This window comes from Pseudomonas sp. NY15374 (genome assembly GCF_048068255.1).
GTDB lineage: Bacteria > Pseudomonadota > Gammaproteobacteria > Pseudomonadales > Pseudomonadaceae > Aquipseudomonas > Aquipseudomonas machongensis.
Map to the genome: position 1 here is coordinate 598,578 of NZ_JBLUPZ010000003.1, position 14,515 is coordinate 613,092.

Below are 14,515 nucleotides of genomic sequence, written 5' to 3' on the forward strand. Positions count from 1 at the left end.
AGCGTGCGGGCGCGTCAGCTCTTGGTCGAGAAACGGTAGCCGGTGCCGCGGACGGTTTGTACCAGATTTTCGTAGGCTTCACCCAGTGCCTTGCGCAGGCGACGGATGTGCACGTCGACGGTGCGCTCCTCGACATAGACGTTGCCGCCCCAGACCTGGTCGAGCAGCTGGCCACGGGTGTAGGCGCGCTCCTGGTGGGTCATGAAGAACTGCAGCAGGCGGTATTCGGTCGGGCCCATCTCGGCGGGTTTGCCGTCGATGGTAACGCGGTGGCTGATCGGGTCGAGCAGCAGGCCGCCGACTTCGATCGGTGCCTCGCTGTCGCTCGGGCCGGTGCGGCGCAGCACGGCCTTGAGGCGGGCCACCAGCTCGCGGGGCGAGAACGGCTTGGTGATGTAGTCGTCGGCACCGACTTCCAGGCCCTGGATCTTGTTGTCCTCTTCGCCCTTGGCGGTGAGCATGATGATCGGGATGTCCCCGGTCAGCTCGTCGCGCTTGAGACGGCGTGCCAGTTCGATGCCGGAGGTGCCGGGCAGCATCCAGTCCAGCAGGATCAGGTCCGGCTTGCGGTCGACGATGATGGCGTGGGCCTGCTGGGAGTTCTCTGCCTCGAGGCAGTCGTAGCCGGCCATTTCCAATGCAACGGCGATCATCTCGCGAATAGGCGCTTCGTCGTCGACGATCAGAATGTTCCTGCCAACCATGCTCAAAACTCTCCCATCTATGATGTCTTGGCCCGCATTAGATAACGGAATTATTGCAGCTGTGTGACAGGGCGTTGGCCGTTCTGGCGACATTGCATGACTGCGCTAGGCTTCACAGGGCCGCTGCGGCGGTGTTTCTCCTTCTTCCCCCCGACACGATGGTGATTCCAATGACACGACATACGCTGAGCTGGATGGCCCTTTTCGCTGCGCTGGCATTGCCGGGGGTGGCGTCGGCGCACCACGCGATGGAGAAGGACGGCATGTGGGTCGACCATGCCGGCATGACCCTGTACACCTTCGACAAGGATGCCGGAGGCAAGTCGATGTGCAACGGTGATTGCGCAACCAACTGGCCGCCGCTGCTGGTCAAGGCCGAGGATGAAGCGGCCAAGGACAAGTGGACGGTGATCGAGCGCGATGATGGCAAGAAGCAGTGGGCCTATGATGGCAAGCCGCTGTACACCTTCATCAAGGACAAGAAAGCCGGGGACAAGACCGGTGATGGTGTGAAGGACGTCTGGCATATCGCCAAACCCTGACGCGTGTTCGGTCTTTGTGGGAGCGGGCTTGCCCCGCGATTGCGTCAGTGAATTCACCAGTGTAATCGCGCGGCAAGTCGCAGCGGCGAACCGCTGCGCTCCCTTCAGCGCAGCGCGTAGTCCAGCACCACGCCGATGAAGATCAGCAGGCCGGCCCAGTGATTGTGCAGGAACGCCTTGAAGCAGGCATCGCGATCCAGCGTGCGGGTCGACCAGAACTCCCAGGCGAAGCATGCCAATGCGCCCAACAGGCCCAGGTGGAACCAGCCACCCAGTTCGAAGTGGTTGCCGGCCAGCAACAGGCAGCCGAGCGACAGCACCTGCAAGGTCAGGATGATCACCCGATCGGCCTCGCCGAAGAGGATCGCCGTGGATTTCACGCCGATCTTCAGGTCGTCGTCGCGATCGACCATCGCATAGTAGGTATCGAAGGCTACCGTCCACAGCAGGTTGGCGATGTACAGCAGCCAGGCCGCCGCTGGCAATTCACCCCCGGCAGCGGTGAAGGCCATCGGGATGCCCCACGAATAAGCGGCGCCCAGCACCACCTGCGGGTAGTAGGTGTAGCGCTTCATGAACGGGTAGCAGAATGCCAGGGCAACGCCGCCAAACGACAGCCACACGGTGCTGGCGTTGGTGCACAGCACCAGCAGGAAACTGATCCCTGTCAGCACCACGAACAGCATCACCGCTTCGCGCGGCTTTATCCGGCCGCTGGCCAGGGGGCGATCGGCGGTGCGCTTGACGTGGCCGTCGACCTTGCGGTCGGCGAAGTCATTGATCGCGCAGCCCGCCGCGCGCATCAGCGCAACTCCGAGGCCGAAGATCAGCACGTTGGCCAGGGTTGGTGCACCCTTGGCGGCGATCCACACGGCCGCGAGCGTAGGCCACAGCAACAGGTAGATGCCGATGGGACGGTCCAGGCGGCTGAGCTGGACGAAGTGCCAGGCTCTGGGGTGCAGGCGGTTGAGCGACTTGAGCAGCTGCAGGTACATCAGGGCGATACCTCCTTGTCCGCCTGCCACATCGCTGGCAGGAATACCTCGGCGACCAGCAGGTCCAGGCCATCGCGTTCGAAGCGCGAACGGCGGCCCCAGAGGTTGGCGCTGGCAACCTCCGTCGGCAACCACGGCTGTGGGTACGTGCACACCTCGATGGGGTGGCGAATGAACGCCTGGTCGCAGAACAGCAGTTCGCCGAGCGAGCGGCTGCCCAGGGTCTCCAGATCAAGACCGCCGCGCTCCAAGGCTTCGCGGCTGGCGACGCTGCGGGCGAATACCCAAGGCTGGTCATGGCCGCGCAGATAGACTTCACGCACCCAGCCCTGCGCGCCTGGCGCAAGATTCAGGGCGAGGCATTCGTCGTCACGTAGTGGTTGCCAGCCTTCGAACAGCGGCGTCACGCAGAATTGGTCGTGGGAGAGGCGGGTCAGGCGACGGGTCAGGGAGCCTTCGTCGAACAGCCAGTCGAGGGTGCGCTGGTCGAGGTCGCTCGCCAGCTGTGAATACGCCAGCCACGCGACAGCGGCTGCTTGCGGGGATTCGTACGACACGTCGGTATGCTTGTTACATCCAGAGAGGCGGCGAGCTTAGCATGATTGCCGGGTTTGCTTGCATACTGCCGGCCGGGCCAGTACAAAGCCCGTCATGAATTGCGCGGTGAGTGCTTCGCGGGGCAGCCCGCTCCTAAGCAGGGGCGGGTTCAACCGTGAGAGGGCCATCAGCGGCAACACAACGCCTGACCGAGGAACCCTGATGAAGAAGTGGCAATGCATTGTCTGTGGCCTGATCTACGACGAGGCCGAGGGCTGGCCGGACGACGGGATCGCTCCAGGCACCCGCTGGGAAGACGTGCCGGAAGATTGGCTGTGCCCCGATTGTGGTGTAGGCAAGAGCGACTTCGAAATGATCGCCATCGGCTGATCGACGACCCCCTGCAAGAGGAAGCACGACATGACGTCCCCTGTGGTGATCATCGGCACTGGCCTTGCGGGCTATAACCTGGCCCGGGAATTTCGCAAGCTCGACGCTGACACGCCGCTGTTGCTGATCACCGCCGACGACGGTCGCTCCTATTCCAAACCGATGCTCTCCACCGGCTTTGCCAAGCACAAGGACGCCGACGGCCTGTGCATGGCCGAGCCGGGCGCCATGGCCGAGCAGCTCAAGGCCGAGATTCGTACCCATACCCGTATCAGCGGCATCGACCCTGGTCACAAGCGTTTGTGGATCGGCGAGGAGGCGGTGCAATACCGCGACCTGGTGTTGGCCTTGGGTGCGCAGACGGTACAGGTGCCGATCGAGGGCGACGGCACCGAGCTGGTCTTTCCGATCAACGACTTGGAAGACTACGCGCGCTTTCGTGCCGCCGCCGCGGGCAAGCGGCGCGTGTTGCTGCTGGGTGCCGGGCTGATCGGCTGCGAGTTCGCCAACGATCTGACCCTCGGCGGCTACCAGTGCGACGTGGTGGCGCCCTGTGAGCAGGTGATGCCGACCTTGTTGCATCCTGCTGCCGCCAGTGCGGTGCAGGCTGGCCTGGAAGGGCTGGGCGTGCGCTTCCATCTGGGCCCGGTGCTGACCCGCCTGCAGCGCACCGGCGGCGGTCTCGAGGCTCACTTGTCCGACGGCAGCGTGATTGCCTGTGATCTGGTGGTCTCGGCCATCGGCCTGCGACCGCGTACGGACCTTGCCGCCGCTGCCGGGCTGCAGGTGAACCGGGGGGTGGTGGTGGATCGCCAACTGCGGACCTCCCACGCGAACATCTTCGCCCTGGGCGATTGCGCCGAAGTCGATGGCATCAACCTGCTCTACGTCATGCCGCTGATGGCTTGCGCCCGCGCGCTGGCGCAGACGCTCGCCGGCAACCCCACGGGTGTGAACTATGGCCCGATGCCTGTCACGGTAAAGACGCCCGCGTGCCCGCTGGTTGTTTCGCCAGCACCGATGGGCCGAGAGGGAACCTGGCAGGTCGAAGGGCAGGGCAGCGACCTGAAAGCGCTGTGCTACAGCGCCGATGGCCAGTTGCTGGGCTATGCCCTCACGGGGTCGGCGGTGTTGGAAAAGCTGGCGCTGAATCGGCAGCTTCCGCCTCTAATGGCCTGAATGCCGTTCGAACTGTCGTATTTGGCCTGTTCTTGGCGCGACAATGGCCGCTCAGACACTGGCGCGGCCACGGTGAGCGTGCCATTCTCACTTCCGTCTGCCGCAGATTAGAGCCTGCGGCGCCTTGGGCGCTGCTTTCGCAGGTAGCACGGCATAACAACAAAAATCCCGTCAAAGAGGCTTCACTATGCGTAAACCAGAACTCGCCGCCGTCATCGCCGAAAAGGCCGATCTGACCAAGGAAAAGGCCAATCAGGTGCTGAACGCGATTCTCGACAGCATCACTGGCGCGCTCGACAAGGATACCGTCACCCTGGTCGGTTTCGGCACCTTCGAGAAGCGTCACCGCGGCGCGCGCACCGGCAAGAACCCACAGACTGGTCAACCGGTGAAGATCAAGGCCAGCAACACTGTTGCCTTCAAACCTGGCAAGAACCTGCGTGACAGCGTCAACGTTCCCGCCAAGCCAGCCAAGAAAGGCAAGTGATCGATTCCTGACACTCCAGTGTCATCCGAACGGGCGCCCCAGGGCGCCCGTTGTGCTTTCTGGCATGCAGAAACAATGAGGCGAGCTGGCGTAAAAAGTTTAAGAAAGGGATAAACTGCGCGCTTCAGTCATATTTCAATCGAGGCGCGCTGATGAAGTTTCGCTTTCTTCTCTGGGCCATGGGGCTGCTGATGGCCAGGGCCAGCCGTAACAACCCGGCGTTCCAGCAGCAACTGCGCGACAAGGACCTGGTGTTCCAGATGCAGACCTTGGATGGCAAAGTGGCCCGGCATTTCACGGTGAGTGGTGAGCGCATCAGCAGCAAGGGTGGCCTGCACCCTCAACCGGCCTTTGCCATCGCCTTCAAGGATGCCGCGTTCGGCTTTGCCACCTTGCAGGCTGGCAACAAGCAGTTGGCGTTCATGCAGGGGATTCAGGACAAGAACATCCAGATCAAGGGCAACCCGGCATTGGTGATCTGGTTTCAGGGGCTGATGAAATACCTCAAGCCGCGCAAGAAAAAGGCCTGAATCCGCCTGTGTAGGAGCGGGCAAACCCGCTCTTGCCAGTCAGTGTGGGGCCTGGAACTGCGAGGCCAGCTCGCGCAGCAGCGCTTCGGCTTCCAGCACCTTGCTCACTACGTCCTCCGCCTTGTCGCGGGTCAGTCCAAGGCGTTCGAGCAGCGCCTCCGGAATTTCTTCCTGCGGCCCTGAGCCAATGCCCCGGGAACGCAACAGCGACGTGGCCAGACACACGAGGTTCGGGTAGGCCGAATACTCGCCTTCATAGCTTGGGTCGTGCTGGAAGCGCAGCGCCGCGGACAGCTCATCCGGCATGTCCCACAGCTTCATCAGCCAGGCGCCGATCTGCTCGCGGCTGATGCCCAGCAGGTGCTGCTCGACATAGCTGTGGTACAGGTGCGGGTTGACCTCAAGATGACGACAGATCAACGAGAAATGCGGCGGGAACACGTGGGCCAGCAGCAGATAGCCGAAGTTGTGCAGCAGCCCCGCCAGGTAGGTGAGACCGGCTTCGGGGCGTTCGGCGCGCGGCATGGCGCGGGTCAGGCCTTCGATCACTGCGGCCGTGTAGATCGACTGCTGCCAGTAAGGCGTGGCCTGCTGCGGATGGTCTTTCGGCAGGCTCAGGGTCTTGCCCAGGGCCAGGCCCAGCGCAAGATTGATCACCAGGTCGAAGCCCAGCACGCGAACGATGGCATCTTCCACCGAGCGGATCTTGCCGGGTGACGCGTAGTAGGGCGATGCGGCCCAGCTCACCACCTGTGCGGCCAGTGCCGGGTCGGTTTCGACCACGCCGGTGATGTCGTCAACGCTGGCGTTGGGGTCGACGCGCAGTTTGATGATCTTCTGCGCTGTGTCGGCCAGTGGCGGGATCTCGATGGTCTGCTCCAGGCGCTGCTGGATGCGGCGGGCAGTGAAGGCCTGGACCGCGTTGGAGATTTCCTTGGTGTCGTCGTGGGGGCGGTCGAGGTTGCGCTGGATGCTTTCGACTTCAAGACCAAAGCTGCCGGCGCTGGCCTTGCTCAGCATGCGCTTGAAGTTGTCGCGGGCCACTTCCAATAGCAGCCCAGCCTCACCGGACTGGATCAACAGGCTATCGGCGTTGAGCAGCCGCTCGTCGTACAGGCACGGTGAGCTGGTCAGGGCCGGGATTGCCGGCAAGGCCTTGAGCTGGTGCTTGTCGAGCATCTTCTTCAGACGCTCCAGCGGCACGGCCTTGAGTTTGCGACCGGTCAGCTCTTCCAGGCGCTGCAGGTCCAGCAGATGGCTTTGTGGGAACAGCACCATGAGCGCGCCGACCTCATCGTCCAGCAGAACGGCCTGGACGCGCGATTTCGCGGGCAGCCGCGGGTGTTCGGACACCTCGCGATAGGCTACGCCGAGCTTTTCCAGCAGCAGTCGGATGACCGACGGAGCGTGCGGGGTTGCGGTGTCCAAGGCCACTTCAGTCATGGGCTGTTTCCAAAGGTGTCTTTTTAAACGCGAAGTATAACCATCCTGAGCCCCGAGCTGGGGCACGAATGGGACCGGTGTCACACTTGGCCGTATTGTTGGCCGTGACGCAGCCACCGATCCAGTAGCGGGCTGACATGATCGGGCCAGCGTGCCAGCAATGCCTGTGCGGCGTCGCGTACTGCGGGCAGCAGGTCGGCGTCACGCATCAGGTCGGCGACCTTGAATTGCAGCAGGCCGGTCTGTCGGGTGCCGAGCATTTCGCCGGGGCCGCGCAGCTCAAGATCCTTCTCGGCGATGACGAAGCCATCGTTGGTCTCGCGCATGATCCCTAAGCGTTCGCGGCCGATCTGTGACAGTGGCGGGTGATAGAGCAGCACGCAATGGCTGACGGCGCTACCCCGACCGACCCGGCCACGCAGCTGGTGAAGCTGGGCCAGGCCCAGGCGTTCAGGGTTTTCGATGATCATCAGGCTGGCGTTGGGCACGTCCACCCCCACCTCGATCACCGTGGTGGCCACCAGCAATTGCAGGTGGCCGGCCTTGAATTCGGCCATCACCGCGGCTTTTTCCGCAGGCTTCATGCGCCCGTGGATCAGGCCCACACGCAGCTCGCCGAGCGCGCTGCCCAGCTCTTCGAACGTACTTTCGGCGGCCTGGCAGGTCAGCTCCTCGGATTCCTCGATCAGGGTGCACACCCAGTAGGCCTGGCGCCCTTCGGCGCAGGCAGCGCGGACCCGCTCTACCACCTCGAAGCGGCGACTGTCGGCCACCAGCACGGTATTGACTGGCGTTCGGCCGGGCGGCAGCTCATCAAGAATGGAGGTGTCGAGGTCGGCGTAGGCGCTCATGGCGAGCGTACGCGGGATGGGGGTGGCGGTCATGATCAACTGGTGCGGACACAGCGTGCCGTTCACGCCCTTCTTGCGCAGGGCCAGCCGTTGCTGCACGCCGAAACGGTGCTGCTCGTCGATGATCGCCAGGGCCAGGTGGCGAAACTTCACTTCTTCCTGGAACAGCGCATGGGTGCCGACCACCATGGGGGCGCCGCCGGCGATTTGCTCCAGCGCACTGGCGCGGGCCTTGCCTTTGAGCTTGCCAGCCAGCCAGGCGACTTCTATCCCCAAGGGTTCGAGCCAGCGCTTGAAGGTGATGTAGTGCTGTTCGGCGAGGATCTCGGTGGGCGCCATCAGCGCGACCTGGTAACCGGCCTCCAGCGCCTGCAGCGCTGCCAGCGCAGCAACCACGGTCTTGCCGGCACCCACGTCACCTTGCACCAGGCGCATCATCGGCTCTGGCTGGCTGAGGTCATAGGCGATCTCGTTGCCTACCCGCTGCTGGGCACCGGTGGGAGTGAATCCGAGGTTGGCCAGGTACTGTCCGGGCAGGCGACTGGCCTTGGGCAGCACCGGGGCTCGCAGGGCCCGCAGGCTCTCACGCAGACGCTGCTGGGAGAGCTGGTGCGTGAGCAGTTCCTCGAATGCGAGGCGGTGCTGGGCCCAGTGCTGGCCTTCGGCAAGCTCGTCGAGGTCGGCGTCGGCGGGTGGGTTGTGCAAGTAGCGGATAGCGTCGTCCAGTGGCGCCAGGTGATAGTCGCGGGCCAGCTCATCCGGCAGCCAGTCGGGCAGGCTGCGCGGGCCGAGCTTGCTCAGGCTGAGCTGGCAGAGCAGGCGCAGACGCTGCTGGGTGAGGCCTTCGGTGGTCGGGTAGATCGGGGTCAGGGTCTGCTCGACGGGGGGTGGCGGTTCGTCGCCGTTGAGCGCGCGGTATTCCGGATGATAGATCTCAAGGCCAGAGGCTCCGGGGCGTGCCTCACCGTAGCAGCGCAGGTGGGTGCCACGCTTGAGGCCTTCTTTCTGCGCATTGCTGAAGTGATAGAAGCGCAGGCTCAGTACGCCCGTGCCGTCACCCAGGCGTACCACCAGGCTGCGGCGTTTGCCCATGGTCACGTCAGCACCGCTGACCACGCCCTCGATCACGGCGTCCTGACCCGGACGCAGGGCGCCGATCGGTACGACGCGGGTGCGGTCCTGATAGCGCAGTGGCAGGTGGAACAGCAAGTCCTGCAGGCTTTCCAGGCCGACCTTGGCGAGTTTTTCCGCCATGGCCTCGCCGACGCCCTTGAGCTCGGTGACCGGGACCTTCGACAACTCCGTCATGGCATCAGGCCGGCTGTGGCGCAGGCGCCTTGGCGACCGAACAGAGGCGGATCGAATCGGCGAGGATCTCGATTGCCTTTGGCCGCGGGAAGCTGGCGCGCCAGGCGATGGCAACGGTTCGGAACGGCGCAGGCGCTGTCAGTGGACGCACTTCGATGACGCCAGGGGCGTAGTGATGACTGTGCACCGCCGACAACGGCAGGATCGAAACACCCAGGCCCGAGGCGACCATATGACGGATGGTCTCCAGCGAGCTGGATTCGACCGTGGTGTGCTTCGAGGCATCGTTACCCTTGTTCAGGGTCGGGCAGGCTTCGAGTACCTGGTCGCGGAAGCAGTGACCTTCGCCGAGCAGCAGCAGGCTCTTGTCGTTGAGCAGGGCGGTGTCGATGGTCTTCTTGGCGGTCCAGGGGTGGTCGGCCGGCATCAGCGCGCAGAATGGCTCATCGTACAGCGGTAGCGTCAGCACGTCGGCCTCGTTGAACGGCAGCGCGATGATCACCGCGTCCAGTTCGCCGTTGCGCAGTTTCTCGCGCAGCACGTGGGTGAAGTTCTCTTCGATGTACAGCGGCATCTGCGGGGCAACCCGGTGCAGCTGTGGAATCAGGTGCGGGAACAGGTAGGGGCCGACGGTATAGATGGCGCCGACTTTCAGTGGAGCAGTGAGCTGGTTCTTGCCGGCCTGGGCCAGTTCGCGGATGCCTTGGGCCTGCTCGAGCACCTTCTGCGCCTGGGCGACGATGCTTTCGCCGACCGGTGTCAGGCGTACGGCGCTCTTGCTGCGTTCGAAGATCAGCACGCCCAGCTCGTCCTCAAGCTTCTTCACCCCGACCGACAGGGTCGGCTGGCTGACGTGGCAACGCTCGGCGGCATGGCCGAAGTGCTGCTCCTGAGCGAGTGTGACGATGTAGCGGAGTTCAGTGAGGGTCATAACGTGCGTCCATGAAGTTGCGGCCCCAGCATAGCGGGTGCAATCGATAGACGCACGTTATCAGACTTGCGGTTTTGTGACAGATGCAATGTATCAGCGCTTGTCCAACGAGTAGACGAAGGGCGCCACTACCTCGATCGTGCCATTGTTCAACAACTCCGCAGGCGGTTTGGGTACCGTGCCGGCGCGGCGGATCATGTCCATCGTCGCGCGGTCCAGTGCAGCACTGCCTGAGCCTCCTGCCAGTGAATACGACAGCACCTTGCCCTCGGCATCGACCACGAAGCGCAGCCGGTTGATCCCTTGCAGGCCACGGCGACGTGCGTCTTCCGGGTACTTCTTGTACTTCGCCAGGTGACGCAGCAGGTCGCTTTGCCATGTCGGCAGGGCGTTGCTGTTGGAGGCGATACTCGGCTGCGGCGCTGCCGACTTCTGCGGCGGAGCGTTGCTTGGCGCGGTATCGGCCACTTGTTCCTTGGCCGGTGGTTCGTCCTTCGGCGGCTCAGGCTTTTTCTCGGGCTTGGGCGGCTGGGGCTTGGCCTTCGGCTTGGGCGGCTTCGGGATCGCGATCTTCGGTTTCGGAGCCTCCACCAGCTTGGGCAGCGGTGGCTCTTCGACCGGCGCAGGCGGCTGTGGAGCAGCTTTCGGTGGCGGCGGTGGCGCAGGCTCGGGGACCGGTGCCAGCTCGACCATCATCGCTGCCGGCGGCAGCTCGATGGCCTGGGGCACCGACCAGTTGAGCGTCAGCACCACGGCGATCACGTGCACACCGAGCACGGCTGCCAGGCTGGCACCGTAGCGCACCAGGTTGGAGCGCTTGTTCGTCATTTCTTGGCTGCCGTCTCGAGTCCGACCAGACCGACCTTAAGGTAGCCGGCCGCGCGCATGGTGTTCATCACTTCCATCAGGTCGCCGTAGTCAACACCCTTGTCGGCCTGGAAGAAGATGGTGGTTTCCTTGTCGCCCTTGGTCTTGGCGTCGAGCATCGCGCCAAGCTGTTCGGGCAGGGCCACCGCGTCATCGCCGACGTACAGCTTCTTGTCGGCCTTGACGCTGACGAACACCGGTTTCTCGGGCCTCGGTGCAGGTTTTGCGGTCGAGGCTGGCAGGTCGACCTTGATGTCGACCGTCGCCAGTGGTGCGGCAACCATGAAGATGATCAGCAGTACCAGCATCACGTCGATGAACGGCGTGACGTTGATTTCGTGGTTTTCGGCGAGGTCGTCGCCACCTTCGTTGAGATGCAGGCCCATGGCTTACCCCACTTTCACCATGTGCGGGGCGGCGCGCTCGCCAGCCTGATGGTCCAGGTCACGGCTGACCAGCAGCAGGACCTGCGCCGAGGCGTCGGAGACCTGCGCCTTGTAGCCGGCGATGGAACGGGCGAAGACGTTATAGATGACCACGGCCGGAATCGCGGCGACCAGGCCCAGGGCGGTGGCCAGCAGGGCTTCGGCGATGCCTGGGGCAACGACGGCGAGGTTGGTGGTCTGGGTCTTGGCGATGCCGATGAAGCTGTTCATGATGCCCCACACGGTGCCGAACAGGCCGACGAATGGCGCGGTGGAGCCGATGGTGGCCAGCACGCCGGTGCCGCTGCTCATGTTGCGACCGCTGGCGGCGACCAGGCGCTCCAGGCGGAAGCTGACGCGTTCCTTGATGCCTTCCTTCTCGCGGGTGTTGGCCGACAGGCGCATTTCCTCGAGGGCGTCGTGGATCAGGGTATGAGCCAGGGTGCCCTCCTTGTCGGCGACGCTGCTGGCTTCTTTCAGGCTGGCAGATTTCTTCAGCAGGGCGATTTCACCGCGCAGGCGGCGCTTGGCGCCCATCAGCTCGAAGCCCTTGGCGATCCAGATGGTCCAGGTGATGATGGAGGCGATGGCCAGGCCGATCATTACCGCCTTCACGACGATATCGGCGTTCTTGTACATGCCCCATGGGGACAGGTCGTGAGCCATGCCCAGCGAGGTGTCTTCGACCAGTGCTTCGACGTTCTCGTTTGCTGGTGCCTGGGCCTCGGCGGGCTCAGCGGCGTTCGCGGGGGCTTGGCCAGTGGCGGCCGGGTCAGCCGGAGCGACTGCAGCAGGAGGGGTGGCGCCGTTGGCGGCAGGCTCTTCAGCCATGGCGGCCGGGGCCAGCACCAGGCTGAACAGCAGCGCGGCGATGGCGCGCCAGGCGCGCGATGTGGTTGGCGAAGCGGAAGGTTGAGTACGAGTCATGCTGGCCGGACCTGATGAAGAAAAATGAGGTGGTGTTCTCCATGGCCTCGAGGCGGGCCGAGAACTGATCAGGGCGCCATTATTGCAAGTAATTCTTGTTAACAAAAGTAATAGAGTAACTTTTTTTACGCTTTGGATAGCCGCTGATCGTCTAATACGGCTAGCCTGGGCCTTTCGTTCTGGAGTGAAGTGATGTCGGATCTGTCCGCGATGATCGTAGGTTGTGGTGATGTAGGCAGCCGCCTGGCCCGGCAACTGCTCGCCCGCGGCTGGCAGGTACATGGGCTGCGTCGCACGGTGGGGCAACTGCCTGCAGGCGTTCTGCCGGTGGCGGCCGATCTGTCCGACCCCAGCATTCCTGCAGGTTGGCCCGAGCGTTCCCCGGATTATCTGGTGTATTGCGTGGCGGCCAGCCAGCACGATGAAGCCGGTTATCGAGCCGCCTACGTGGAGGGTTTGCGCCACGTGCTGACTTGGTTGACGGACAAGGGGCAGCACCCGCGCCGCTTGCTGTTCGTGTCCAGCAGCAGCGTCTATGCGCAGCAGGGCGGCGAGTGGGTCGAGGAAGGTGCGGCCACCGAGCCCGAGGGATATTCGGGGCGGATCATGCTGGAGGCCGAGCGCTTGGCGCTCGAGAGCGGGATTCCCGCCAGCCTGGTGCGCCTGACGGGGATCTATGGCCCCGGCCGCGAGTGGCTGCTTAGCCAGGTGCGCCAGGGATATCGGGTGGCCGAGAAGCCGCCGCTGTACGGAAATCGCATTCATGCCGAGGACGCGGCCGGTTTGCTGGCGTTCCTGCTGCAGGCAGACGCGGACGGGGTGGCGCTGGAGGACTGCTACATCGGTGTCGACGACGATCCGGCCCCGCTGGCCGAGGTGGTGGCCTGGCTGCGCCAGTACATGGGCGTTACCGAGTGGTCGGACGAGCAGCGCGTGCGCCGCACCGGCAGCAAGCGCTGCAGCAACGCGCGGGCACGGGCGCTGGGCTGGGTGCCGCAGTATGCGAGCTACAAGGAAGGGTACGCGGCGATCCTGAAAGGCTGAAGCCAAGCCTCGACCACCGGTGTCGAGGCTGGCCGGGTACCCGTAGGAGCGGGCTTGCCCGCGAATCGGATACCGCGCTGCATGGCACCGGCTTCGCCGGTGATCGCGGGACAAGCCCGCTCCCACAGGGATTGGGCTGGTCTTTAAATTTTGGACGAGACAATTGCTCCTGCAAGTAGTGGATCAGTCGCGCTCAAGCACCCACTGCCGCGCGCCAGCCGCGAGTTCTGGCATTTCGTCGGGCTGCGCACGGTTGACTGCACGGAAGATCTCCAGCTTGTCGTCATCACGCTTGAACACCCAGGGGGCGCCGCGTTGGTCGCGCTCCAGCCAGAGGCTGTCGTTGTCGCCGCCCATGGTCGCGCAATCGCCGGCCAGGCAAAGGGCGTAACGGTCCAGATCGGGCAAGCCGGTCACGCCGCCGTCGTCGGCGAAGCGGACCTTGGCGCCCTGGCCTGGGCCTTCGACGATTTTCCATTCGCCACCCAGGTACGCCTTGTACAGCGCCTTCTCGAAGCTGCCACCCAGCGGTGCGTCGGCGGGTGCCGGGGGCTTGCTGCGCACGAAAGTCTGCTTAGCGCCGGAGGTGTCGGTCGTTTGCAATTCGTCGCCATCAAGGCTCAATTGCTCGCTCTGGCCGCCTTCGAAATTGGCTTGCCATTGCTTGTCCGCCGCAACGAGGCTGCCCTCAGCGGCTTCGAAGCCATTGCTGTACCGGGCTTGCTGGCTGGCGACGTCAATCTTCCATTCGAACACCGGACCATGGCTGGACAGCGCCTTGCGCAAGCTGTCGCCCTTGACGGCGGCGTCGATGGCATCCTGGTTGATCCAGGTACCGTTGAAATCTTCAGGTTTGTGGCTGGCGCAGCCGCCCAGAAGCAGGGCTGCCAGCGCGAGAGGCAGGGCATGACGCATGGTGGGAACCTTCAGGAAGGAAAGGCGGCAGGCCGGGCGCCCGCCGCCTGGGGCATCACTCGATGACGAGGATGGCGTCCATCTCGACTTGCGAGCCCTTTGGCAGGGCAGCCACGCCAATCGCGGCACGGGCTGGGTAGGGCTGCTCGAAGTAGCGACCCATGACCTCGTTGACCTTGGCGAAGTGGCTCAGGTCGGTGAGGAAGATGTTCAGCTTGACGATATCCTTGAACGAACCGCCAGCGGCCTCGGCAACAGCCTTGAGGTTTTCGAAGACCTGCACGGTCTGTGCCTCGAAGCCTTCAACCAGCTCCATGGTCTTGGGATCCAGAGGAATCTGGCCCGACATGTAGACGGTGTTGCCAGCCTTGATCGCCTGGGAGTAGGTGCCGATGGCGGCAGGGGCCTTGTCGCTGTTGATGACGGTCTTGGTCATGTTG

The 14,515-nt window shown here is 64.0% G+C and carries 17 protein-coding genes; 6 read left to right on the forward strand and 11 right to left on the reverse strand.

Going from position 1 to position 14,515, the window contains the following annotated elements:
- Positions 1-14 precede the first annotated feature (14 nt).
- Complete coding sequence (gene phoB / locus ACNFHO_RS10705; protein WP_003253341.1) at positions 15-704, reverse strand: phosphate regulon transcriptional regulator PhoB; 690 nt, start codon at positions 702-704, stop codon at positions 15-17.
- 170 nt (positions 705-874) lie between these two features.
- Here phoB and ACNFHO_RS10710 point away from each other — a divergent pair, with 170 nt between their 5' ends.
- Positions 875-1,246 carry a hypothetical protein gene (locus ACNFHO_RS10710; protein WP_063541824.1) on the forward strand — a complete coding sequence of 124 codons (372 nt, stop codon included), beginning with the start codon at positions 875-877 and terminating at the stop codon, positions 1,244-1,246.
- A 104-nt stretch (positions 1,247-1,350) separates the two neighbouring features.
- On the opposite strand, the gene ubiA is transcribed toward ACNFHO_RS10710, so the two are convergent.
- Positions 1,351-2,241 carry a 4-hydroxybenzoate octaprenyltransferase gene (gene ubiA, locus ACNFHO_RS10715; RefSeq protein WP_416766214.1) on the reverse strand — a complete coding sequence of 297 codons (891 nt, stop codon included), beginning with the start codon at positions 2,239-2,241 and terminating at the stop codon, positions 1,351-1,353.
- The gene (locus ACNFHO_RS10720; RefSeq protein WP_416766215.1) at positions 2,241-2,798 is read right to left on the reverse strand and encodes a chorismate--pyruvate lyase family protein; all 558 of its coding nucleotides are present in this window, start codon (positions 2,796-2,798) and stop codon (positions 2,241-2,243) included. The genes ubiA and ACNFHO_RS10720 overlap by 1 nt, the downstream gene beginning before the upstream one ends.
- 202 nt (positions 2,799-3,000) lie before the next feature.
- Between ACNFHO_RS10720 and ACNFHO_RS10725 the strand changes: the two genes are divergently transcribed.
- From ACNFHO_RS10725 to ACNFHO_RS10740, 4 genes are all read left to right on the forward strand, one after another.
- Complete coding sequence (locus ACNFHO_RS10725) at positions 3,001-3,168, forward strand: rubredoxin (protein WP_011536423.1); 168 nt, start codon at positions 3,001-3,003, stop codon at positions 3,166-3,168.
- A 30-nt stretch (positions 3,169-3,198) separates the two neighbouring features.
- Entirely contained in the window at positions 3,199-4,347 is a 1,149-nt protein-coding gene (locus ACNFHO_RS10730; protein WP_416766217.1) for an NAD(P)/FAD-dependent oxidoreductase, read from the forward strand.
- 187 nt (positions 4,348-4,534) lie between these two features.
- A complete protein-coding gene (locus ACNFHO_RS10735) occupies positions 4,535-4,834 on the forward strand; it encodes an HU family DNA-binding protein (protein ID WP_054894882.1) in 300 nt (99 codons plus the stop codon).
- 152 nt (positions 4,835-4,986) lie between these two features.
- Entirely contained in the window at positions 4,987-5,364 is a 378-nt protein-coding gene (locus ACNFHO_RS10740; protein ID WP_054894881.1) for a hypothetical protein, read from the forward strand.
- Positions 5,365-5,403: 39 nt separating this feature from the next.
- Here the strand turns inward: ACNFHO_RS10740 and ACNFHO_RS10745 are convergent, their stop codons facing one another.
- From ACNFHO_RS10745 to exbB, 6 genes are all read right to left on the reverse strand, one after another.
- Positions 5,404-6,807 carry an aminoacyl-tRNA deacylase and HDOD domain-containing protein gene (locus ACNFHO_RS10745; protein ID WP_054894880.1) on the reverse strand — a complete coding sequence of 468 codons (1,404 nt, stop codon included), beginning with the start codon at positions 6,805-6,807 and terminating at the stop codon, positions 5,404-5,406.
- A gap of 80 nt (positions 6,808-6,887) precedes the next feature.
- Complete coding sequence (gene recG, locus ACNFHO_RS10750; RefSeq protein WP_063541818.1) at positions 6,888-8,966, reverse strand: ATP-dependent DNA helicase RecG; 2,079 nt, start codon at positions 8,964-8,966, stop codon at positions 6,888-6,890.
- A 4-nt stretch (positions 8,967-8,970) separates the two neighbouring features.
- Positions 8,971-9,897: a hydrogen peroxide-inducible genes activator gene (locus ACNFHO_RS10755; protein ID WP_054894878.1), complete on the reverse strand. Its 927-nt coding sequence runs from the start codon at positions 9,895-9,897 to the stop codon at positions 8,971-8,973.
- Positions 9,898-9,990: 93 nt separating this feature from the next.
- Positions 9,991-10,725, reverse strand: a complete 735-nt coding sequence (locus ACNFHO_RS10760) for an energy transducer TonB (RefSeq protein ID WP_063541816.1) — start codon at positions 10,723-10,725, stop codon at positions 9,991-9,993.
- Positions 10,722-11,150, reverse strand: a complete 429-nt coding sequence (gene exbD / locus ACNFHO_RS10765; protein WP_054894876.1) for a TonB system transport protein ExbD — start codon at positions 11,148-11,150, stop codon at positions 10,722-10,724. The genes ACNFHO_RS10760 and exbD overlap by 4 nt, the downstream gene beginning before the upstream one ends.
- A gap of 3 nt (positions 11,151-11,153) precedes the next feature.
- A complete protein-coding gene (gene exbB, locus ACNFHO_RS10770) occupies positions 11,154-12,116 on the reverse strand; it encodes a tonB-system energizer ExbB (protein ID WP_054894875.1) in 963 nt (320 codons plus the stop codon).
- Positions 12,117-12,308: 192 nt separating this feature from the next.
- Here exbB and ACNFHO_RS10775 point away from each other — a divergent pair, with 192 nt between their 5' ends.
- Complete coding sequence (locus tag ACNFHO_RS10775) at positions 12,309-13,160, forward strand: SDR family oxidoreductase (RefSeq protein ID WP_112899485.1); 852 nt, start codon at positions 12,309-12,311, stop codon at positions 13,158-13,160.
- 183 nt (positions 13,161-13,343) lie between these two features.
- Here ACNFHO_RS10775 and ACNFHO_RS10780 read toward each other — a convergent pair whose 3' ends face one another.
- Complete coding sequence (locus ACNFHO_RS10780; protein ID WP_414154515.1) at positions 13,344-14,075, reverse strand: hypothetical protein; 732 nt, start codon at positions 14,073-14,075, stop codon at positions 13,344-13,346.
- Between the two features lie 55 nt (positions 14,076-14,130).
- Entirely contained in the window at positions 14,131-14,511 is a 381-nt protein-coding gene (locus tag ACNFHO_RS10785; protein WP_029612280.1) for a RidA family protein, read from the reverse strand.
- Positions 14,512-14,515: the final 4 nt, after the last annotated feature.